At 71.0% G+C, this 20437-nt stretch carries 21 protein-coding genes; 12 read left to right on the forward strand and 9 right to left on the reverse strand.

Features of this window, described 5'->3' with window-relative positions:
* Positions 1-1437, forward strand: a 1437-nt coding sequence (locus tag AB0L64_RS40310; protein ID WP_363718254.1) for a heparinase II/III family protein, incomplete at its 5' end; no start/stop codon positions are given.
* Here AB0L64_RS40310 and AB0L64_RS40315 read toward each other — a convergent pair.
* From AB0L64_RS40315 to AB0L64_RS40330, 4 genes are all read right to left on the reverse strand, one after another.
* The gene (locus AB0L64_RS40315; RefSeq protein ID WP_363718255.1) at positions 1358-3967 is read right to left on the reverse strand and encodes a cation-transporting P-type ATPase; all 2610 of its coding nucleotides are present in this window, start codon (positions 3965-3967) and stop codon (positions 1358-1360) included. The genes AB0L64_RS40310 and AB0L64_RS40315 overlap by 80 nt on opposite strands.
* A gap of 85 nt (positions 3968-4052) precedes the next feature.
* A complete protein-coding gene (locus tag AB0L64_RS40320; protein ID WP_363718257.1) occupies positions 4053-4379 on the reverse strand; it encodes a hypothetical protein in 327 nt (108 codons plus the stop codon).
* A 119-nt stretch (positions 4380-4498) separates the two neighbouring features.
* On the reverse strand, positions 4499-5122 hold the full coding sequence (locus AB0L64_RS40325) for a glycerophosphodiester phosphodiesterase (RefSeq protein ID WP_363718258.1): 624 nt from the start codon (positions 5120-5122) through the stop codon (positions 4499-4501).
* Positions 5119-5955, reverse strand: coding sequence for a lysylphosphatidylglycerol synthase domain-containing protein (locus AB0L64_RS40330; RefSeq protein ID WP_363718260.1), 837 nt, complete (start codon positions 5953-5955; stop codon positions 5119-5121). The genes AB0L64_RS40325 and AB0L64_RS40330 overlap by 4 nt, the downstream gene beginning before the upstream one ends.
* Positions 5956-6220: 265 nt before the next feature.
* Here AB0L64_RS40330 and AB0L64_RS40335 point away from each other — a divergent pair, with 265 nt between their 5' ends.
* Positions 6221-6967, forward strand: a complete 747-nt coding sequence (locus AB0L64_RS40335) for a phosphatase PAP2 family protein (RefSeq protein ID WP_363718261.1) — start codon at positions 6221-6223, stop codon at positions 6965-6967.
* Here the strand turns inward: AB0L64_RS40335 and AB0L64_RS40340 are convergent.
* Positions 6922-7932 carry a YbhN family protein gene (locus tag AB0L64_RS40340; protein WP_363718262.1) on the reverse strand — a complete coding sequence of 337 codons (1011 nt, stop codon included), beginning with the start codon at positions 7930-7932 and terminating at the stop codon, positions 6922-6924. The genes AB0L64_RS40335 and AB0L64_RS40340 overlap by 46 nt on opposite strands.
* A 151-nt stretch (positions 7933-8083) precedes the next feature.
* Here AB0L64_RS40340 and AB0L64_RS40345 point away from each other — a divergent pair, with 151 nt between their 5' ends.
* The 4 genes from AB0L64_RS40345 to AB0L64_RS40360 are packed head-to-tail and all read left to right on the forward strand — an operon-like array spanning position 8084 to position 10642.
* On the forward strand, positions 8084-8509 hold the full coding sequence (locus tag AB0L64_RS40345) for an Hsp20/alpha crystallin family protein (protein WP_363718263.1): 426 nt from the start codon (positions 8084-8086) through the stop codon (positions 8507-8509).
* Positions 8510-8566: 57 nt separating this feature from the next.
* Complete coding sequence (locus AB0L64_RS40350; RefSeq protein ID WP_363718264.1) at positions 8567-9811, forward strand: FAD/NAD(P)-binding oxidoreductase; 1245 nt, start codon at positions 8567-8569, stop codon at positions 9809-9811.
* Entirely contained in the window at positions 9808-10113 is a 306-nt protein-coding gene (locus AB0L64_RS40355; protein WP_363718265.1) for a TusE/DsrC/DsvC family sulfur relay protein, read from the forward strand. Before AB0L64_RS40350 ends, AB0L64_RS40355 begins: the two co-directional genes overlap by 4 nt.
* Before the next feature lie 10 nt (positions 10114-10123).
* Positions 10124-10642 carry a DsrE/DsrF/DrsH-like family protein gene (locus tag AB0L64_RS40360; protein ID WP_363718267.1) on the forward strand — a complete coding sequence of 173 codons (519 nt, stop codon included), beginning with the start codon at positions 10124-10126 and terminating at the stop codon, positions 10640-10642.
* Positions 10643-10655: 13 nt separating this feature from the next.
* Here the strand turns inward: AB0L64_RS40360 and AB0L64_RS40365 are convergent, their stop codons facing one another.
* The 3 genes from AB0L64_RS40365 to ppk2 all read right to left on the reverse strand — a co-directional run bounded on the left by AB0L64_RS40365 (position 10656) and on the right by ppk2 (position 13146).
* On the reverse strand, positions 10656-11438 hold the full coding sequence (locus AB0L64_RS40365; RefSeq protein ID WP_363718268.1) for a universal stress protein: 783 nt from the start codon (positions 11436-11438) through the stop codon (positions 10656-10658).
* Entirely contained in the window at positions 11435-12244 is an 810-nt protein-coding gene (locus AB0L64_RS40370) for a 2-oxo acid dehydrogenase subunit E2 (RefSeq protein ID WP_363718269.1), read from the reverse strand. Before AB0L64_RS40370 ends, AB0L64_RS40365 begins: the two co-directional genes overlap by 4 nt.
* Positions 12245-12351: 107 nt before the next feature.
* On the reverse strand, positions 12352-13146 hold the full coding sequence (ppk2, locus tag AB0L64_RS40375) for a polyphosphate kinase 2 (RefSeq protein ID WP_359928911.1): 795 nt from the start codon (positions 13144-13146) through the stop codon (positions 12352-12354).
* Positions 13147-13261: 115 nt separating this feature from the next.
* On the opposite strand from ppk2, the gene AB0L64_RS40380 reads away from it, so the two are divergent.
* The 3 genes from AB0L64_RS40380 to AB0L64_RS40390 all read left to right on the forward strand — a co-directional run bounded on the left by AB0L64_RS40380 (position 13262) and on the right by AB0L64_RS40390 (position 16403).
* Positions 13262-14698, forward strand: a complete 1437-nt coding sequence (locus AB0L64_RS40380) for a DUF779 domain-containing protein (protein WP_363718270.1) — start codon at positions 13262-13264, stop codon at positions 14696-14698.
* A 23-nt stretch (positions 14699-14721) separates the two neighbouring features.
* Positions 14722-15684, forward strand: a complete 963-nt coding sequence (locus tag AB0L64_RS40385) for a hypothetical protein (protein WP_363718271.1) — start codon at positions 14722-14724, stop codon at positions 15682-15684.
* Positions 15685-15791: 107 nt separating this feature from the next.
* Positions 15792-16403, forward strand: coding sequence for a hypothetical protein (locus tag AB0L64_RS40390; RefSeq protein WP_363718272.1), 612 nt, complete (start codon positions 15792-15794; stop codon positions 16401-16403).
* A 31-nt stretch (positions 16404-16434) separates the two neighbouring features.
* Here the strand turns inward: AB0L64_RS40390 and AB0L64_RS40395 are convergent, their stop codons facing one another.
* Positions 16435-16752: a 2TM domain-containing protein gene (locus tag AB0L64_RS40395; protein WP_363718273.1), complete on the reverse strand. Its 318-nt coding sequence runs from the start codon at positions 16750-16752 to the stop codon at positions 16435-16437.
* A 149-nt stretch (positions 16753-16901) separates the two neighbouring features.
* On the opposite strand from AB0L64_RS40395, the gene AB0L64_RS40400 reads away from it, so the two are divergent.
* Genes AB0L64_RS40400 through AB0L64_RS40410 form a run of 3 tightly spaced genes read left to right on the forward strand, consistent with a single transcriptional unit; the run spans position 16902 to position 20437 of the window.
* Entirely contained in the window at positions 16902-18407 is a 1506-nt protein-coding gene (locus AB0L64_RS40400; RefSeq protein WP_363718274.1) for a DUF4389 domain-containing protein, read from the forward strand.
* Between the two features lie 36 nt (positions 18408-18443).
* Positions 18444-19451, forward strand: coding sequence for a type I glyceraldehyde-3-phosphate dehydrogenase (gap, locus tag AB0L64_RS40405; protein WP_363718275.1), 1008 nt, complete (start codon positions 18444-18446; stop codon positions 19449-19451).
* Positions 19452-19471: 20 nt separating this feature from the next.
* Positions 19472-20437 (forward strand): PEP/pyruvate-binding domain-containing protein, encoded by a 966-nt coding sequence (locus AB0L64_RS40410; RefSeq protein ID WP_363718276.1) that lies wholly within the window; start codon positions 19472-19474, stop codon positions 20435-20437.

The raw sequence follows: 20437 nt of genomic DNA on the forward strand, positions 1-20437 counted from the left end.
TACTCGTGGAAGGCGAACGTCGGCGCGTGGGAGTCCACCATGCACCGCACCAACGTGCTGATCTGCCTGCGGCAGGCGATCCTGTCCGGGCTGAAGGTGACCGCGGTCCCGGCTCGGTACGCGTGGGTGGACGCGGCGCTGCTGAGTCACGCGCGGTTCCTCACCAACTACTGGAGCGGCGCGTGGAACCACGGCACCGACGAGAGCATCGCGCTGTTCGGCGTTGGCGTCACCCTCAATCGCAGCGACTACAAGAACCTCGCGGTCAAACGTCTCGCGGCCGGCATCACCACCTCGATCGACGCGCAAGGTTCCACGAACGAGCAGTCGACGGGGTACGCGGCGTTCAACTACCGGCTGTGGGGCCGCGCGATCGCCGTCCTGCAGAACGGCGGTGTCTCTCCCGGTACGACGATCCAGACGCGACGCGCACTCCTGGCGAAGTGGCTGACGCTGGCGACGAACTCGGTCGGCAGGCTGCCCCAGATCGGCGACACCGAGCTCCAGGCGACCTACCCGTACGCGGGGACGCCGATGGAGTACGCCGGTTCGCTCGGTACGAAGGGCACCGCGCCGCTGTGGCGGGTCGGGGTCTACTCGGCGGGCTACGTGTTCGGCCGGACCGGGTGGGGCACCGATCCCACGAGGGGCTTCAGGGGCGAGTCGGCGTACAGCATCAGGTACGGCCCGCCGCGGGCGTTCCACGGACACTTCGACCACACCGGCATCACGTACACGGCCCGTGGTCGCGACATCGTCATCAACGGCGGGTACGCGGCGTACAACGCGGGAGTCTGGCGCACGTGGACGCTCGGCCCCAGTGCGCACAGCATGATGACGACACCGATGTCGACGTACACGAACCCGACCACCAGGCTGGCGGCGTACTCGGTGAAGACCACGTCGGAGTCGTACGTGTTCACCGACGCACCGGGCAGTGGGATCAGCCGGGTACGGCGGGTTCTGGTGCTGAAGAACCCGGACCTGATCGTCACGTGGGACGTTGCCTCCGCGCGGACCGCTCAGTCGTTCCAGACGCTGTGGCACCTGCCCTCGGATCAGCGCGCGACCGTCTACTCGCGGACGACCGCAACCGCGATCGCGTCTGGTGACAGCACGAGGACGGTTCTGTTCCAGGTGCCGTTCAAGCAGGCCCTGCCGGCCGGAGCGACGTTGGTGAAGCAGGGGCAGAGCAGCCCGATCCAGGGCTGGACCTACCCGAGCAGCTACGTCCGGAGGTCCGCACCGACGATCATGATGGCTCGCTCCGGCAAGACGGCGTCGATCCTGTCGTTCGTCGTCCCGGTCCGGGCGTCGGGAGCGGTCACCTTCAAGGCGCGCTCGTCCGGTTCGACGTTCATCGTCTCGCTGAACGTGGGCGGTAAGGCGGCAGCCATCGCGATCTCCGGCGGCGGTTCGCTCTACCGAGCCGGCTGACGGCGGTGACCAGACCAGGCACCGAGGCCAGTGCGGCCGCGTACAGGACCTCGGTGCCTGTCACTGCCTGCAGCCCGAGAAGGTCGCGCAGCGGAGCGAGCATCAGCGGCAGCACCTGGGCCGCCACGGCGCCGGCGACCGCGAGGTCGAGGAAGCGGAGGCGTCGGCCGCCCGACGGAGTCGGCCGGCGCAACGCCAGAGCGACACCGAGCTGGGCAAGCCCGAGGACGAGGTAGCTCAGGGTCTGCCACGGCGCACCGGCGCTGCGGGCCCAGAGGGCCGCGGTCAGCGTCACGGTCGCGATCAGGGCGCCGGTCCACGCGATTCGTTGCCACAGGCCCGCACCCAGGATCTGCTCCTGCGGCGACCGCGGCGGTTGCCGCATGGCCCGCGGATCGGCGGGTTCGGCGCCGATCGCGACGCCGGGGAGACCATGCGTGAGCATGTTGATCCACAGGATCTGCCCGGGCAGCAGCGGTACGGCGAAGCCGAGCAGCGGGCCGATCAGCATCACCAGCACCTCGGCGAGACCGCCGCCGAGCGCGTACCGCAGGAAGGTGCGGATGTTGGTGTAGATCCGCCGGCCTTCCTCGATCGCGGCCTCGACCGTGCCGAGGTCGTCGTCGGTCAGCACCAGGTCGGCGGCCTGGCGGGCCACCTCGGTGCCGCCGCGGCCCATCGCGACGCCGATGTCGGCGCGCCGCAGCGCGGGCGCGTCGTTGACGCCGTCGCCGGTCATCGCGACGACGTGGCCCTTGGCCTGCCAGGCGCGGACGATGCCCAGCTTCTGCTCGGGCCGGATCCGCGCGAACACGCGACCGGCGGTCGGGTCCTGGCCGGCGTCGATGTCGGCTCCGGTGACGACCTGGCCGTCGTGGACACCGATACGTTCGGCGACCGCGAGCGCGGTGCCCGGGGCGTCGCCGGTGATCAGCAGCAGGCCGATGCCGGCCCGGCCGAACGACGCGACCACCTCGGCGGCGTTGTGCCGCACGGGATCGGTGATCGCGACCAGCCCGGCCAGCCGCAGGCCGTTCTCGGTCCGGGGCGCACCGGGCGGCAGGGTGTTGTCGGCGACCGCCAGCACGCGGTACCCGGCCTCCGACAGCTCCGCGGCGACGTCCTTCGCCCGCGCGATGTCGCCGTACGGCGTGACGTCGGGTGTGAGCATGACCTCGGGTGCTCCCTTGCCGATGACGAGGAGGTCGTCGCTGCCGGGCTGTTCATGGAACGTGGTCATGCGTTTGCGGGTGCTGTCGAACGGCACCTCGTGGGTCCGCAGATACGCGGCGCGCAGCTCGTCGGGGTCGACCGATCCGCGGTGCGCGAGGGTGAGGAGCGCGGCCTCGGTCGGATCGCCGATCGGCTGCCAGGCAGCACGGTCGGCAGGGTCGGCGGGGTCGGCGGGGTCGGCGGGGTCGGCAGGGTCGGCGGGGTCGGCCGGCGGCGGCCGGAGCGCGGCGTCGTTGCACAAGGCAACGTCACGCAGCAGCCGCCGGACGGCGCCGGAACCGGGCGGCCGCAGCTCGCCGGCAGGTTCGTAGCCGACGCCGGTCGCGGTGGCCGCGCCCGACTCGGTCCAGAGCCGCTCGGCCTGCATGATGCCCTCGGTGAGCGTCCCGGTCTTGTCGGTCGCGACCACGGTGACCGCGCCGAGGGTCTCGACGGCCGGCAGCTTGCGGACGACCGCGGCGCGTTGCGCCATGCGGTGCGCGCCGATCGCGAGCGCGAGGGTGACCACCGCGGGGAGCGATTCGGGGACGGCGGCCACCGTCAGGCTCACCGCGGTCACGACCATGCTCGGCAGCGGCAGCCCGCGGACCAGGCCGGCTACTGCGACGATCGCGGAGAGCGCGACGACGACGATGCTCAGTGTCCGGCTGAGCCCAGCGAGCCTGCGTTGCAACGGCGTCGCTCGCGGGCGCTGGTTCGACAACAGTGCGGCGATCTGGCCGAGGGCGCTTCCGGGTCCCGTCCGGGTGACTGTGCCGGTGCCGCGGCCGCGGGTGACGACGGTTCCGGCGAACACCTCGTCGGCCGGGTCCTTCTCGACCGGAACGGATTCGCCGGTGAGGGTGGACTCGTCGGCCTGCAGCTGGACGGCGTCGAACAGGACGAGATCGGCCGGTACGACGTCACCTGCCTGGAGCAGGACCACGTCGTCGGGTACGACGTCGGCGGCGGGCACCACGGTGGTGTGGCCGCCGCGCCGTACGGTGGCGTGCGGCGCCGCCAGGCGGCTGAGCGCGGCGAGCGCGTGCTCGGCGCGGATCTCCTGGACGACGCCGACGGTGGTGTTGAGGACGACGACGGCGAGGATGACCGTGAGGTCGGTGAAGTCGCGCAGGCTCGCGGTGAGGATCGCCGCCGCGATCAGGAGCACGATCATCGGATCCCGCAGCTGGACGAGGACGCGTAGCCACGGCGACGGCGGCCGCGGTGCCGGAATGCTGTTCGGTCCGTGCTCGGCAAGCCGCAGTGCGGCCTGATCCGCGGACAAGCCACGCGGAGAGGTCTGCTGAACGGTCATCGGCGATCTACGGCGTCATGCCGCGGGCTGCCACGGTCGAGCAGATCCACTGTGAGGATGTCGCGGACGCGGAGGCGCATCGCCTTCACCTCCGACCGGACCTGGGCTTGGGGATCGAGACGATGGTCCAGACGGCGGCGAACAGGACCACCAGTGTGGTCCGGAGGGCGTCGGACCAGTCACTGGTCCAGACGGCGGTCGCGAGGACCTGGGGGAAGAACGCGATCCAGACGAGGATCTCGGCCACCAGCGGCAGGTCGCGGATCCAGGCGGCCAGATCGTCCAGCCGGCCCTGGGAGAGCAGGATGAAGAAGACGATCCACAGCCCGGTCATCCAGACGAACCATCCGGTCGACGACGGAGGCACCCGCCGTACTCCGCGGGTCGCGTTTGCGGTCGACGGCTTGGACATGGCGACTCCCTCCGGCAGGCTCGGGGCGGCGGCCGCAGGGGACGACGCCGTCCTCACTTCGAGCATCCGTCGCGGGGCGCGCTGTCACAGGGGGCGTTGGACCTGTCTCGGCAGGCCGGTCAGCGGGCCAGGACGCCGAGGTTCTTGCCGATCACCCCGTCGACTCCGAGGCGGTGCGCGTCGGCGAGGTCGGCCGCGGTGTCGACCGGCCAGGTGAACACCACGTCGGCGGTCCGTCGCAGCTCGGTCACCGTCTCGGGCGTGAGCAGCCGCCGGTGGACGCAGACGCCGTACGCGGGCCGCCGCCGGAGCCGGGCGCGCACCCGCCTGAGGCCGCGGCGGCTTCCGGCCGACAGGACGAGCCGCACGTTCGCCAGGTCGCGAAAGGCGCGGAGCATCCACCAGTGCTGGGTGCAGACGGTGATCGCGGTCCCGGGCAGCTCGGCCGCCAGCCGCCGCGCGAGCCACGGATGGATCCCTTTGAGATCCAGCATCAACCGCGGATCGCCGTCAGCCGCCGTCAGCAGCTCGTGCAGCTCGGGCACCTGTACGTCGCGGCGCCGCACGAGCTCGCCACGCTCCCACAGCCACCACGGCCCGAGCGTCTTGCGGTGCCGTACTTCCAAGCGGCCGCGATACGCATGGATATCGGCCTCGACGAGGTCGGCGCCGCCGTCGAGGGCGGACCGCAGCAGGCCGAGGTCGTTGCCGGCGCGGTGTGCGATGGCGAGTGGTCGCATCATGCCGTTTCGGGGTGCCGTTCGGTGAACCAGCCGCGCCAGCGCAGGAACATCAGGCTGCCGCCGATCAGCAACGCCGGAATCCAGTACAGCAACGTGGTCAGCGCGACCGCGCCGAACGCCTCGCGCCACGAGACGCCGATCGCGGCCAGCCCGGCCACCAGGGCTCCGTCTCGTGGACTGGCGCCGTGGACGCCGGGCAGTACGCCGGCCACCTGGCTCGCTCCGAACACCGCCACCAGCTGCAGCCCGGGCACCGGGCCGCCGACCGCGGCGATGGCTCCGACGAGCAGGCCGAGGATCGTCGCCTGGTAGCCGATCGACAGCAGCACGCCGAGCGCGAACACCTTCGGTGACGGCCATGGCCAGCGGCCGGTGAGGCTCGGACGCCGCCGTCGTACGACGAGGGCCGCCACCAGGACCAGCGCCGCGGCGCCGAGAGCGATGGCCAGCACCGTCCACGGCAGCGTCACTCCGGTGACCGCCACCGCGACGACCAGACCGACCGCGCCGACGAAGCGGTCCAGCGCGACCTCGGCGGCCGCGCTGGCCCGGCGTACTCCGGTGGTCTCGAGCCGATGCACCCGCCAGAGGTCGGCGCCGGCGTGCCAGGGCGTGATCAGCCCGAGGATCTCGCTCTCCGCGTACGCACGCAGGTGCCAGCGGCGGGTCCGGCCGCTGGTCGAGATCGCGTGCCACCGCAGCGGACACAGGACGTACTTGCCGATCGCGAACGGCAGCAGACCGAGCACCGCCGGTAGTACGGCGGTGTGCGGGACGCGTTCGACGTTCCACAGCGAGACGACGACCGCTGTGACGAGTGCGACGAGGCGCACGCCGCGATGAGTGATGATCTTTCGGCCGCCACGCCCCAGACGTGTGAAATGTTCTCGGCCCAGTTGCATGAGGGGTCCTTCCGGGGCCTCCGGTGCGACGCACGGTGACGCGCCACCCGGCAATGCGATGCCAGGACCATAACCGGCCGATGCAAATCCGGCATCTCGGCGCCTGTCGTGGACCTTCGTCCCGGCCCGGCCGGGCGCTATGCCTCTAGGTCGCGGGACCCGCCGGTTGCCAGCGTGGACGGAGGAGGTGCGGCCGATGGTGGCAGGGGATGTGACGGCGGTGCTGCGGGTGACGGACCGGATGCGTCACGTGGCTCGCGAGCTGCTCGTGATCACGGCGGCGATCCTGTTGTACTTCGTGGTTCGCGGACTGATGACGACGCGGATCGACATCGCCTACCGCAACGCCGAGAACGTCGTCGCCCTGGAGCAGTCGACCGGGATCTTCGTCGAACCGCGGCTGCAGGAGACCGTGATCCAGCACGACTGGCTGGCCGAGCTGTTCGGATACATCTATATCTACGGGCACTGGCCGGTGGTGCTGGTCACGCTGCTGTGGTTGCTGATCCGGCAACGCGAGGCGTACCGGACGTTCCGGAACGCGATGCTGCTGTCCGGTGCGATCGGTCTGGTGATCTTCGCGGCGTTCCCGGTCGCGCCGCCGCGGTTCCTGACGGCGTACGGCTTCGTCGACACGGTCACCGAGCGCACCTCGGCGTACCGGGTCCTGCAACCGCCGGCCTTCGTGAATCAGTACGCGGCCGTGCCGAGCCTGCACTTCGGCTGGAACCTGCTGATGGGGATCGCGGTCGCCGGCCTGGGCGCGCACTGGATCATCCGTTTGTTCGGTTGGCTGATGCCGGTCCTGATGTTCTGCGCGATCGTGCTGACCGCCAACCACTACATCGTCGACGGCGTCGCCGGCGGAGCGATCGCGCTGCTCGGGCTGCTGGTCGCCTACCGCCTGGGCAGGAAGCCGCGCTGGGCTCGCAGGCTCAGATAGCACAGGCCAGCCGCCGGGACCGGCGCCCAGAACTGGAGCAGCCGCCAGGACAGGACGGCGAGGACGGCGGTTTCGCCGGGGACGCCGAAGCCGATCAGGGTGGAGATCGCGATCCCCTCGACGATCGCGATGCCGCCGGGGGTGAGCGGAACGGCGGCGGCCAGGTTCGCGGCGCAGTACGCGAGCAGCAGCGGCACCGGACCGACGAGTTCGCCGTACGCGAGCAGGAAGGTCCAGAGCACGGCCGCGTCCAGAAGCCAGTTCAGCGTTCCCCAGATCAGGAACGCCTTGCGGACCTCGCGGGCGGCGAGCAGGTCACGCAGCCGGAGCGCGACCGACGTCACCCACGGCCGCACGCGGCGGGGGAGCCGGCGCAGGAGCACCCGCAGCAGGCGTGCCGCGAACCGTTCGAGGGCGGAACGTTCCCGGACGGCGAGGACGCCGGCGGCGATCGCGACCAGCCCGATCAGGAACATCGCCAGGTACGCCGGCGTCGCGTCGCGCAGGAACAGCGCCGGGATCGAGGTCAGCCAGGCGATCAGGAGCAGCGCGAGGTACGAACCGATGGCCTCGGCCGTGATCGTCGCGGTGATGTCCGTGGTTCGCGCCCCGCCCGACTGGAGCAGCCGGAAGCGGAGCGCGGTCGCCGTCGCCGCGCCGCCGGGTACGACGTGGCTCACGCCGTACCCGGTGACGTCGGAGCGCAGGATCCACGAGAACCGGACTCGGCTCCCGCCCAGCAGCGCGCGGGTGACGAGCGAGTAGCTGACCAGGCTCGCGGCCTCGAGTGCGACCGCGGCGGCGATCCAGAGCGGCTCGAGCCGCGTGACCCGATCGAGGGAGTCCCGCGCGGGAGCCAGCTTGGGGAGGACGACGTACTCGATCAGGGCGACCAGCAGGACGAGGGAGACCGCGGACCAGACCCGGCGGTACCGGACCGGCAGGGTCCCCGTCGCGCTGCGCATGCGTCGCTCCTTCCTCTCCGCAGCTTCGTTCTCCGAACGCCGCCGGGGGAGGGCCGAAGGTCCGGGCCGTTCCGGTGCGGAGGGCCCTGCTCCGGTGACCGTCCGCGAGGTGTGGTGGAAGTGCAAGTGAAGGCGACAGGAAGGAGACACCATGGCGAGCACGCTGCAGCACAGGGACAACCGCCGGCAGTTCGCGGAACTGTTCGACTGGGCCGAGGGCCTGCCGAGCCTGTTCACGATGCCGGCGACGCTGCGCGGCGTCCGGATCGAGGAGTTCGCCGACGGCGACAAGTACGTCGTCCGTGCGGAGCTGCCCGGCCTGGATCCGGACAAGGACATCAAGGTCGAGGTCGCGAACGGCATGCTGACCGTCACCGCGACCCGTCAGCAGGAAGAGCGCGAAGGTACCCGCTCGGAGTTCCACTACGGCACGCTCACCCGCCGGGTGCTGCTGCCGGAGGGCGCGGACGAGCAGGCCGTCGTCGCGAAGTACGGGGCCGGGATCCTCGAAGTGACCGTGCCGATCTCGGCGAAGGCCGCCGAGACCCGCACCATCACGATCGAGCACACCGACTGAAGCCCTCCGACCCGGCCCGGCCCGGTGCACCGGGCCGGGCCCAGAAAGGACCTGACGATGAGACGGTTGGTGATCCTCGGTGGCGGGACGGCCGGCACCATGGTGGCCAACAAGCTGCGCCGCCGCCTGCCGCTCGACGACTGGCGCATCACGGTGATCGACGGCCAGCGCGATCACCTCTACCAGCCCGGCCTGCTGTTCGTCCCCTTCGGCGGGCGCGAGGATCTGCTGAAACCGCGCCGCCGGCTGCTGCGGAACGGGATCCAGCTGCTGATCGGCGAGATCGCCGCCGTCGACCCGGAGCGGAAGTCCGTCCGGCTGTCCGACGGGGAGGTGGTCTGCTATGACTACCTGGTCATCGCCACCGGCACCAGCCCGCGGCCGGACCAGACTCCCGGACTGCTGGGCACCGAATGGCATCGCACGATCCACGACTTCTACACCTACGACGGCGCCTTCGCGCTCCGCGAGGCCCTGCGGGGCTTCACCGGCGGCCGCCTCGTCGTCCACGTCGTGGAGCAACCGATCAAGTGCCCTGTCGCGCCGCTGGAGTTCACCTTCCTCGCCGAGGCGTTCTTCCGCCGGCGGGAGATGCGCGACCAGGTCGAGCTGGTCTACGTGACACCGCTGGACGGCGCGTTCACCAAGCCGATCGCGGCGCGGTACCTGGGCGGGCTGCTCGACGACCGCAAGATCGCGGTCGAGACCGACTTCCTGGTCGAGCGCGTCGACGCCGACCGGAAGGTGCTGGTCAGCTACGACGAGCGCGAGATCGGGTACGACCTGCTGGTCACGGTTCCGCTGAACATGGGTGCGGACTTCGTCGGGGCCTCCGGGCTCGGCGACGAGCTGAACTACGTCCCGGTGGACAAGGGCACCCTGCAGTCCACGGCACACCCGGACGTCTTCGCGATTGGCGACGCCAACGACCTGCCGACGTCGAAGGCCGGCTCGGTGGCGCACTTCTCCGCCGAGGTGTTCGTGAAGAACTTCTGCCAGTACGTCGAGGGGCGCGCGATGACGCACCGCTTCGACGGGCACGCCAACTGCTTCGTCGAGACCGGTGACGGCAAGGGCCTGCTGATCGATTTCGACTACGACACCGAACCGCTGCCCGGCCGCTACCCACTGGGCGGACTCGGGCCGCTGTCCCTGCTCCGCGAGACGAAGGCGAACCACTGGGGCAAGCTCGCGTTCCGCTGGATCTACTGGAACGTGCTGCTCCCGGGGCACCGGCTGCCGGTCCCTACCCGGATGTCGATGAGCGGCAAACACCGACCGGACGAGGAGGTCCGATCATGACCACCGTGCACCCTTCGATCCACACCGACGCGGAAGGTTTCCTCACCGAGTACGACGAGTGGACCGAGGAACTCGCCGGACAGCTCGCCGCGCGGATCGGCATCGAGCTCACCGACGAGCACTGGAAGGCGATCCGGTTCCTGCGTCAGGACTACCCGGCGCACGGCGAGACCGCGACGCTGCGCCGGGTGTCGACACTGGCCGGCATCCCGGTGAAGCAACTGTTCGTGCTGTTCCCGGGCAAGCCGGCCAAGAAGATGGCGTACGTCGCCGGCCTGCCGAAACCCCGCGGTTGTGTCTGAGGAGGACACCATGACCACGACCATTGACACCTCGTCGCTGGTGACGCCGGACTTCGGCGACACGGCGACCGAGGGCCGCAAGCTGGCCATCATCTGCTCCAAGGGCAACCTGGACATGGCCTACCCGGGCCTGATCCTGGCCAACGCCGCGCTCGGCGAAGGCGTGGAGACGCATCTGTTCTTCACGTTCTGGGGTTTCGACATGATCACCAAGTCGCGGATGCACGACCTCAAGTTCACGATGCTCGGCAACACCGCGACGCACCTGCCGCAGGGCCTCGGCGGCCTGCCCGGGATGACCGCGATGGCGACGCACCAGATGAAGAAGCAGATCCAGGAGATCGGCGTCCCCGACGTCCCCGAGTTCCTCGAGCAGATCGTCGCCTCCGGCGGTCACCTCTGGGCGTGCCGGATGTCGGCCGACATGATGCACCTCGACGAGTCGGACCTGTCCGAGGACGTCGAAGGCATCATCAGTGCCGCCGACTTCATCGAGAAGACCGACGGCGCCCAGATCATCTTCATCTGAGCACCCGGAGGTGTCAGCCGCCGGCTGCGGCGGCCGGGATGATGGCGACCGGGCAGTCGGCGTGGTGCAGGACGGTCTGGCTGACCGAGCCGATGAGCATGCCCGCGAAGCCGCCGCGGCCGCGCGCGCCCAGCACGATCAGCGCGGCGTCGGACGACAGGCGCAGGATGTGCTCGGCGGGATGACCGGTGATGTGGACCAGTTCGGCGTCGTGCCCGCCGCGGGCGTGGACGGCCTCGCGGAGTTCGTTCTCGCTGATCCGGTGCAACGCGGTCCCGGCGGGTTCGGCGGCGATCACCCGGACGGCGAGATCGTGCCGGCGCGCGTGCTCCAGCCCGAAGTCCAGGGCAGTGTCGCTGGCCGGCGAACCGTCGTACCCGATGACCACCCGGACGCCGGCCATGCTGCCGAGATCGGGCCGTACGACGACCACGGGGCAGCGGGCGTTCGCGGCCAGGTCGAGCCCCGTGGCGCCGACGAGGGCGCCGATCATCACGCCGAGGCCGCGGCTGCCGATCACCACGACCGCCGCCGAGCCGGACGCCTTGACCAGCGCCGCCGAGGGCGAGCCGCTCTCGATCCGGGAGTCGATGACGATCCCCGGCATCAGCCCGCGGGCCTGGGCCACCGCCTTGTAGACGACCTCCCCGGCCTGCGCCGGCGCGCTGCCCGGGGCGAGGGCGTAGACCAGGTGCAGCGGGCTCCGCAGCGCCGCGGCCTCCTGCGTGCCCCATTTGATCGCGACGTCCGCAGCGGGGGAGCCGTCGATGCCGACGACGACCGGGAGGTGCTTCATCCGATCCTCCGGGAGTGGACGGGCGCGGCGCCCGCGCGGCCGGTGGGGATGCCGTCGCCGGTTTGGAGCAGTTCCCGCAACCGGCTGATGAAACGCGCGGCCGGTGCGCCGTCGACGATGTCGTGGTCGACGCTGACCGTCAGCTGCAGGAACTCGCGTTCCACGAGCGTGCCCTGGAAGACGATCGGCCGCCGGGCGATTCCGCCCACCACGACGCTCAGGGTGTGCAGCTGGAAGCCGATGCCCCAGCCCGCTCCGGCGCCGAACATGCCGACCGCCGTGACACCCACGGTGCCCGCCAGCGACTGCTGACGGTGGGGGAGCCGGTGGAGGGCTCCGAGCAGGGGAACCCGGACGAAGCCGGGCAGCAACAGGTACGCGTGCACCCATGGCGCCTTGTGCACCGACGGGCTGAGGTGCGGATCGGTCTTGACCGCGTGGATCTCCTGGTGGAGGTCCTTGATCGCGCGGCGGCCGGCGTCGCGGAGCACATGCGTGAACGCGAACGGCTGCCCGTCGACCTCGACCTCGATCGGCAGCCCCACGTCGACCTGGTCGAACACGACCTCCCGGCCGCGCAGGTTACGGTACGCCTGAATGCCCGGATCCGCGGCGACCGCCGCGGCGACGCAGTGGATCACGAAGGCGGTGAACCACTGGTGGGCCTGTTCACGGCGCAAGGCGTCGCGCGCCGACGTGACGTCGACCTCGAACAGGCCGTGGATGGCGTGCCTGCGCCGTGCGGCGCGACCGGTGTCGATGACCAACTGCCGTACCCACGGCACAGCTCTGATCTGTGCGCCCACGGTCCACCTCCTGGAGCCGATCTGACCCGAGCATCGGCCTCCCGGGCCGCCGTCCGCACCGGCCGTCGGTCCTCTCCGTGCAGGACCTTGGACTCTCGGACGGATCTTCAGTCGCGCAGGCGGGCCGCGTGGTCGGGCACCTGGGTCTGCATCTCCCGCGGCGTACGTTCGTACCCCTTCGACGGCGGCCGCGGCGGTAGCGCGAGCGGCGGCCGCTGCACCTCGTGGTACGGGACCGTCGACAGCAGGTGCGCGATCATGTTGATCCGCGCGGAGCGTTTGTCCTCGCTCTCCACGACGTACCAGGGCGCCTCCGGGATGTCGGTGTGGACGAACATCTCGTCCTTGGCGCGCGAGTAGTCCTCCCAGCGGGTGATCGACTCCAGGTCCATCGGGGACAGCTTCCAGCGCCGCATCGGGTCCTCGAGCCGGCTGCGGAACCGCCGTTCCTGCTCGCTGTCGCTGACCGAGAACCAGTACTTGCGCAGCAGGACGCCGTCCTCCACCAGCTGCCGTTCGAAGATCGGGCACTGGTGCAGGAACCGGGCGTACTCCTGGTTGGTGCAGAACCCCATCACGCGCTCGACCCCGGCGCGGTTGTACCAGCTGCGGTCGAACAGGGCGATCTCGCCGGCCGCCGGCAGGTGTTCGACGTACCGCTGGAAATACCACTCGGTGCGTTGCCGCTCGGTCGGGGCGGGCAGCGCGACGATCCGCGCGACGCGGGGATTGAGGTACTCCGTGACGCGTTTGATCGTGCTGCCCTTGCCCGCGGCGTCGCGCCCCTCGAAGACGACCACGAGCCGGGCGCCCTCCACGCGCACCCACTCCTGCAACTTCACCAACTCGGCCTGCAGCCGCAGCAATTCGCGCTCGTAGGCCTTCTTCGGCAACTTCTCCATCCCTGAACCATGCCGCATTCCGGCACCCGCCGGACAGGTCTTTCGGCCCTACGAGCGACGTCCCGGCGGCTGTTCGCTCAAAGGGCACGACGCGCCGATCCGAAGGAGCAGGGCCATGCAGTACGTCGCACCCAGCCGTTCCGAGGCTCCGGAGTCCCTGAGGCCGGCCGGTCGCATCACCGCCACCGAGGCTGCCCGCCAAGCGATCCGTCACCTGACCGACACTCGCGGGGCGCCGGTGATGTTCGTCCAGTTCGCCGACCGCGGCGCCGGGAGCACCCCGATGTGTTACCCGGAGCACGAGTTCCCGGTCCGTCCGGGTGACGTGCTGCTCGGCGAGATCGAGGGCAGCCCGTTCTACATCGACCGGCGGCTCGACCAGGCCTGGGGCCGGGACGCGGTCCTGCTCGACGTCGCGTCCGGCGGTCCGGCGGGGTTCTCGCTTCCCGCCGGGCTCGGCGGCCACTTCGTCACCCGGCCGGCCGGTCGTGTGCGCGCATCCGATTCCCGTCCGTCCGAAAGGTCTGAAAGGACTGTCATGAAAGCAGCTGTCGTCACCGACTTCACGAAACCGCTGGAGATCCAGGAGGTACCGATTCCCGAGCCCGGGCCGGGCGAGGTGCTGGTACGGATGGAGACCAGCGGGCTCTGCCACACCGACATCCACGCCGCGCACGGCGACTGGCCGGTGAAGCCCAGCCCGCCGTTCGTGCCCGGACACGAGGGCGTCGGGATCGTCGAGAAGCTCGGCGACGGCGTGACGGAGCGGGCGGTCGGGGACCGGGTCGCGATCGCGTGGCTCGGCTACGCGTGCGGGAAGTGCCGCTACTGCATCGGCGGGTGGGAGACGCTCTGCCTCGAGCAGCGCAACTCGGGCTACTCCGTGAACGGCAGCTTCGCCGAGTACGCCGTCCTGCCCGCCGCGTTCGCGAACCCGGTGCCGGACGAGGTGTCCTCCCGCGACGCCGCGCCGCTGACCTGCGCCGGCGTGACGACGTACAAGGCGATCCGGGTGGCCGGTGTCGCGCCGGCCGAGACCGTGGCGATCTTCGGCGTCGGCGGACTGGGGCACCTGGCGCTGCAGTACGCGCGGATCGCCGGCGGCGTGACGATCGCCGTCGACATCGAGGACAGCAAGCTCGAGATGGCCAAGCAGCTCGGTGCGGATCACCTGGTGAACGCGGCCACCACCGATCCGGTCGAGGCGATCCAGGCACTCGGCGGCGCCGACGTCGCGGTCGCTCTGGCGGCTGACCCGCGGTCGTTCGACCAGGCGTTCCGGTCGCTGCGCCGGGGCGGACGGCTGGTCTGCGTCGCGCTGCCGGCCGGCGACGGGGCACTGAACCTGCCGATCTTCGACACGGTGCTGAACGGCAAGACCGTGATCGGTTCGATCGTCGGTACCCGCAACGATCTGGCCGACGTCTTCGCGCTGCACGCGGCCGGCCGGACCAAGGTCATCGCCGTCGACCGCACGCTCGACGACGTCAACCAGTCGATCGAGGCCGTCCTGGCCGGCGACATCCCGGCCCGCGTGGTGTTCCGGTTCTGAACCTGCTGACGAAGGTGGTCGGGATGGACGAGATGCTGAGCGAGCAGGACCGGAAGGCGTTGCTGGCGGCCGCGGTGCTGGCGCCGTCGATGCACAACACGCAGCCGTGGCGGTTCCGGTTCGCGGACCGGGCGGTCGAGGTGTACCGGGATCGGGAGCGCGAGCTGCCGGCGGAGGACCCGTCGCGGCGGATGCTGTTCGTGTCGCTCGGCGCGGCGATCTTCAACCTCCGGGTGGCCGCGGCCGCCCGGGGGATGGGGTCGGTGGTCAGGCATCTCGTCGATCAGCGGCGGCCGGACCTGGTCGCCGTCGTGGAGCTCGAGGCGGCGCCGAACGATCCGATGGCGGCGCTCGCGCCGTACCTGACCGAGCGCCGGACGAACCGGGAGCCGTTCACCGAGCAGCGGCTGCCGGCGCAGCTGCGGGTCGAGCTCGACCTGTGCGCCCGCGTCGAGGGCGCGGTCCTGCAGTGGATCGACAAGCCGACCCGGCGCTGGTGGTTGCAGATGGCAACGAACGAGGCGGTGACCGCGGACGACGAGGACACGGCGCGGACGGCCGAGCGCCGGCGCTGGGTCGGTGGCGACCGGACCGCCGACGGCGTCCCGTCGAGCGCGCTGGGTTCACGGGCCGCGGGTGGCCCCCCGGTCGTCCGGGACCTGGCCGCGACCGAGGCGGACGCGGCGCGGCCGGCGGCCGACTTCGAGCGGGAGCCGCAGCTGGCGGTGCTCGCGACCCGGTTCGACGGGCCGATCGAGTGGCTGCGCGCCGGACAGGCCCTGGAGCACGTCCTGCTGGAGGCCACCGCCCGCGGGGTTTCGACCTCGATGCTGAACCAGGCGATCGAGCACGAGGAGCTGCGCGGCGAGATCAACGATCCCCTCGGGCCATGGCAGCGGCCGCAGTCGGTGATCCGGTTCGGCTACGGCACGCAGGTGCGGCCGACGCCGAGGCGCCCGGCCGAGGACGTACTGCTCGGCGAATGAGGTGGGCCCGGTGGTCCGCCAAGGTCGGGACCTTGGGCCCTGACCACGGGGGCGCCGGAAGGCCGAACCTGGTGTGTAGGGGGAGCCGCAGCCAGGAGGGTGTGTTCATGAGTGCCGCCAAGCAACGGTCCGGGGAGCTGTGGGTGCTCATGCAGACGCGTCGGCTCGGGATCGGCCGCAACTCCATGCGGCGTCGGTCCGACAGGCTCGAGAGCACGCTGCTGTGGTGCGCGCTGATCGCTGCGCTGCTGATGCTTCCGATCGGAGCGGCGACCGGCAACGCCGTACGGAACACGCTCGACGCGTCGTCGCAGCGGCAGCGGGCGGCGCTGCACGAGGTGCGGGCGCAGACGCTGGAGAGCGCCGAGCACGACGTACCGAGTGTGCCCGGGGACGTACTGACCGTCATCAAGGTCGGGTACGTCGACGCCCAGGGCGCCCAACGCCAGGGCTACACGACCGTCGTCCGCGGCACCAAGGCCGGCGCCGACGTGACGGTCTGGCTCGACCGGTCCGGCGCCATCGTCGCCGCGCCGCGCTCCACGTCGGACGACGCGGCGTACGGCGCCACCGCGGGGACGTTCACCGTCCTCGGCTCGTGGTTGCTGCTGTGGGGCCTGTTCCGCCTCGCCAGGATCCCGCTGGACCGTCGCCGCCTGCGAGCCTGGGACGCCGAGTGGAGGACGATCGCCCCACGCTGGCTGCGCGGCCAGAAATAGGCGGCCAGAAATGAGCGGCCGGAAGTGAGCGTCAGCGGCGGCGCTGGATCCGGTCCATCGCGGACCGCACCGCGGTCTCGCTCGGCTGCGGCCAGAACACGTCCCACGCGTGGAAGACCAGGCCGATGCCCCAGCCGAACAGCAGGAAGGCCGGCCAGAAGAACCCTGCGCCGGTCAGGTACCAGATGACCACCAGGAACGTGTTCACCATCAGGTAGGCGAGGACGTGACCGGCCAGGTCACGACGCTTGCGCAGCTCCTCGACCGCCTGCTCGCGCAACTTCTCGTCGGCGTCGGCCGGCAGCGGCCGATCGACGACCTTCTCGTCCATCACTGCCTCCTTGCTCATCATCTCCACCGTGCGCCGCCGGCGGGTGGGCGGTCAGGGGAGCAAGACGTGCCTTCGGCGGGACCTTCGGCCCTGCTGGTCCGGCCCGATCCGGTTCGACGCTGGCAGGGACGGATGACGCACAGACAACGGACGCAGGGGAGGACGTGATGAGTACGACGACGTACCCGGTCCGGGTGGACGGGGCACTCGACGACCGGCTGAATCGCTGGTTGTGGCTGGTGAAGTGGGTGCTGGTGATCCCGCACCTGTTCGTGCTGGCGGTGTTGTGGATCGCATTCGCGCTGCTGAGTTTCGTGGCGTTCTTCGCGATCCTGTTCACCGGCCGGTACCCGCGGGGCATCTTCGAGTTCAACGTCGGGGTACTGCGCTGGTCGTGGCGGGTGCAGTTCTACGCGTACGGCGCTCTGGGCACGGACAAGTACCCGCCGTTCACGCTGCAGGACGTGCCGGACTACCCGGCGCACCTCGAGGTGAAGTACCCCGAGCACCTGTCGCGCGGTCTGGTGCTGGTGAAGTGGTGGTTGCTGGCGATTCCGCAGTACATCGTGGTCGCTTTCTTCGTCGGCAGCGGGACCTGGTTCGCGACGCAGGCGGACGACCGGTTCTGGGCCTGGAGCGGCGGGCTGGTGGGGCTGCTCGTCCTGGTGGCGGCGATCGTGCTGCTGTTCACCGGGCAGTACCCGCGCTCGGTCTTCGACCTGGTGCTCGGGATGAACCGCTGGGTGTTGCGGGTGGCGGCGTACGCCGGATTGATGGTCGACCAGTACCCGCCGTTCCGCCTGGACATGGGCGGTGACGACCCCGGGACCACGAGGCTGCACGAGCCGCCGCCCGGCGGCCCGCCGCTCGCCGACCGGCCGCAGGACCGGCCGATCCAGTCCGGGCCGTCAGGCCCGCCGGGACAGTCAGGGCCGCCGCCGGCGCCGCCCGGGCAGTCAGGGCCACGGATGACGGCCGGACGGGTCGTCGCGCTGGTCCTCGGCATCGTCGTGACACTGGCCTCGGTCCTCGGCCTGACCGTCGGCGGGACGCTGGCCTGGCTCGACGAGGCCCGCCGGGACTCGGCCGGCTTCGTCAACTCCGGCCACGTGACGCTGAGCACCAGCGGCTACGCGCTGGTCAGCGAGAACATCACGATCGACGCCGGCGCGACGAACGTCCCACGGGACTGGTTCGGTGACGTACGGGTTCGGGTGGCCTCGACCGAGGGCATCCCGGTGTTCGTCGGCCTGGCGAGGTCGGCCGACGTGCGGACGTACCTGAACGGTGTCGGCTACGCGACCGTCCGGTCGATCGGGATGAACCGGCCGGCGTACGTGGACCACGCCGGCGGTCCGCCGCCGGTGCCGCCGACCGAGACCGGCATCTGGCGGGTCCAGGCCTCCGGTCCGGGGGAGCAGTCGATCACCTGGCCGATCGACAACGGCGAGTGGACGCTCGTCGTGATGGCCGCCGACGGCAGCGGGAACGTCACGGTCCGCGCGGATGCCGGCGCGACCGCACCCGCGCTGGAGTGGGTCTGGATCGTGGTGCTCGTGAGCGCCGGTCTGACGCTGCTGCTGGGGCTGGCGCTGGTGGTGCTCGCGGTCGTCCGGCGGCCGCAGCCGGGACCTTCGGCCCTGCAAGCACCGCCGCCTTCGCCGATGCAATGAGAAGGAGGAACACAGCCGACCGACGGAGGGCCGATCATGAGCGTACGAGTGGGGATCAACGGGTTCGGGCGGATCGGGCGGGATTACCTGCGCTGTGTGCTCGAGCGCGGATCCAGCGGCATCGAGGTGGTGGCGGTCAACGACATCGCTCCACCGGAGACGCTCGCGCACCTGCTCCGGTACGACTCGACGTACGGCCCCCTGAAGGTGGAGGTCGGTCACACCGGGAACACGATCACGGTCGGCGGCCGGCGGCTGCGTGCGACCGCCGAGCGTGATCCGGCGCGGCTGGACTGGGCCGCGGTCGGCGCCGACATCGTGATCGAGTCGACCGGGAAGTTCCGCACCCGCGACGGCGCCGGTGCGCACCTGATCGCCGGCGCCCGCAAGGTGATCCTGTCGGTGCCCGGCAAGGACGTCGACGCGACCGTCGTACTCGGCGTGAACGAGGACGACTACGACCCGGCGGCGCACGACGTCGTCTCGAACGCCTCGTGCACGACGAACTGCGTGGCGCCGATGGTGTCGGTGCTGCACCGGGCGTTCGGCGTCGAGCGCGGGCTGATGACGACGATCCACAGTTACACCAACGACCAGGTGCTGCTGGACTCCCCGCACAAGGACCTGCGGCGCGGCCGGTCCGGCGCCGTCAACCTGATCCCGACCAGTACCGGAGCGGCCCGCGCGGTCGGGCTGGTGATCCCGGAGCTGGCCGGGAAGATCGACGGCGTCGCGGTCCGGGTGCCGATCGAGGACGGCTCGCTCACCGACCTCGCGGCCGAGGTCTCCCGGCCGGTCACGGTCGAGCAGGTGAACCAGGCGTTCGCCGAGGCCGCGGCCGGTCCGCTGAAGGGGATCCTGCGCTACACCACGGATCCGATCGTGTCGCGCGACATCGTCGGCGACCCGGCGTCGTGCATCTTCGACGCGCAGCTCACACAGGTCCAGGACCACCTGGTCAAGGTCTTCGGTTGGTACGACAACGAGTGGGGCTACACGAGCCGTCTGGTCGACCTGACCGAGCTCGTCGCCGCCTCGCTCTGACCAGCAGCTCTGGAGGAGAGATGAACACCGAGTACGTCGTACGGCTCGACGGCGACGTCGGATCGGAGCGGGTCGGGGTCAAGGCCGGCCGGCTGGCCGCACTGGCCGGCGAGGGCATCCGCGTGCCCGAGGGGTTCGCGCTGACCGCGGCGGCGTACCGGGAGTTCGTCCGCGAGACCCGGCTCGACCCGTTGATCGCGCAGTGGATCCGCCGCTTCCGGGCCGGCTGCGATCTGGTCGTGGCCGCCGCCGAGATCCGTTCGGCGTTCCGCGACGCGCCGATGCCGCCGGCGCTCGCCGAGGAGATCCTGGCCGCGTACGACGAGCTGGGCGGCGACGGCACCGACGTCGCGGTCCGGTGCAGCCCCGTCGACGGGGCTGACGGTGTGCAGGACGAGGTGTTCCTGCACCTGCGCACCGGCGCGGACGTGGTCGCGGCCTGCCGGCGGTGCTTCGCGTCGCTGTTCGGCACGGTCGCCGTCGGCAACCGCGAAGCCATGGGCCTGGACCACCTCGACGCCGTGATGCCGGTGACCGTGCAGACCATGGTGCGCGCCGACCTCGGCGCCTCCGGTACGGCGCGGGGCGAGAGCACGTTCGTCCGGATCCGGGCGACCTGGGGCCTGGGCGAGCCGCCCGCCGGTGACGCCGACCTGTACTCGGTCCACCCCGGCGGCCGGCCGCTGATCGTGCGGCACCGCGGCGCCAAGCTGACCAAGGTCGTGTACGCCGACCCGCGCGGGACGCGGACCGTTCCGACGACGTACGACGAGCGGATGGCTCTGGTGCTGACCGACGACGAGCTGCAGCAGATCGCCGCCTGGTCGGTGGCCGCCGACAAGCACTTCCGGCGCCCGATGGCGCTGGAGTGGGCCAAGGACGGGGTGACCGGGAGCCTGTTCGTGGTCGAGGTCCGTCCGTGGGCGGTGCCCACGGTGACCATCGCCGCGCGCGGCCGGTCCGCCGCCGTCCCGCGGCACGGGTGA

It is taken from the genome of Kribbella sp. NPDC051936 (genome assembly GCF_040680955.1).
Classification (GTDB): domain Bacteria; phylum Actinomycetota; class Actinomycetes; order Propionibacteriales; family Kribbellaceae; genus Kribbella.

Coding starts and splice junctions, on each gene's coding strand:
- AB0L64_RS40315 (WP_363718255.1), bottom strand. CDS start 3,967: ATGACCGTTCAGCAGACCTCTCCGCGTGGCTTGTCCGCGGATCAGGCC.
- AB0L64_RS40320 (WP_363718257.1), bottom strand. CDS start 4,379: ATGTCCAAGCCGTCGACCGCAAACGCGACCCGCGGAGTACGGCGGGTG.
- AB0L64_RS40325 (WP_363718258.1), bottom strand. CDS start 5,122: ATGATGCGACCACTCGCCATCGCACACCGCGCCGGCAACGACCTCGGC.
- AB0L64_RS40335 (WP_363718261.1), top strand. CDS start 6,221: ATGGTGGCAGGGGATGTGACGGCGGTGCTGCGGGTGACGGACCGGATG.
- AB0L64_RS40340 (WP_363718262.1), bottom strand. CDS start 7,932: ATGCGCAGCGCGACGGGGACCCTGCCGGTCCGGTACCGCCGGGTCTGG.
- AB0L64_RS40345 (WP_363718263.1), top strand. CDS start 8,084: ATGGCGAGCACGCTGCAGCACAGGGACAACCGCCGGCAGTTCGCGGAA.
- AB0L64_RS40350 (WP_363718264.1), top strand. CDS start 8,567: ATGAGACGGTTGGTGATCCTCGGTGGCGGGACGGCCGGCACCATGGTG.
- AB0L64_RS40355 (WP_363718265.1), top strand. CDS start 9,808: ATGACCACCGTGCACCCTTCGATCCACACCGACGCGGAAGGTTTCCTC.
- AB0L64_RS40360 (WP_363718267.1), top strand. CDS start 10,124: ATGACCACGACCATTGACACCTCGTCGCTGGTGACGCCGGACTTCGGC.
- AB0L64_RS40365 (WP_363718268.1), bottom strand. CDS start 11,438: ATGAAGCACCTCCCGGTCGTCGTCGGCATCGACGGCTCCCCCGCTGCG.
- ppk2 (WP_359928911.1), bottom strand. CDS start 13,146: ATGGAGAAGTTGCCGAAGAAGGCCTACGAGCGCGAATTGCTGCGGCTG.
- AB0L64_RS40380 (WP_363718270.1), top strand. CDS start 13,262: ATGCAGTACGTCGCACCCAGCCGTTCCGAGGCTCCGGAGTCCCTGAGG.
- AB0L64_RS40385 (WP_363718271.1), top strand. CDS start 14,722: ATGGACGAGATGCTGAGCGAGCAGGACCGGAAGGCGTTGCTGGCGGCC.
- AB0L64_RS40390 (WP_363718272.1), top strand. CDS start 15,792: ATGAGTGCCGCCAAGCAACGGTCCGGGGAGCTGTGGGTGCTCATGCAG.
- AB0L64_RS40395 (WP_363718273.1), bottom strand. CDS start 16,752: ATGAGCAAGGAGGCAGTGATGGACGAGAAGGTCGTCGATCGGCCGCTG.
- AB0L64_RS40400 (WP_363718274.1), top strand. CDS start 16,902: ATGAGTACGACGACGTACCCGGTCCGGGTGGACGGGGCACTCGACGAC.
- gap (WP_363718275.1), top strand. CDS start 18,444: ATGAGCGTACGAGTGGGGATCAACGGGTTCGGGCGGATCGGGCGGGAT.
- AB0L64_RS40410 (WP_363718276.1), top strand. CDS start 19,472: ATGAACACCGAGTACGTCGTACGGCTCGACGGCGACGTCGGATCGGAG.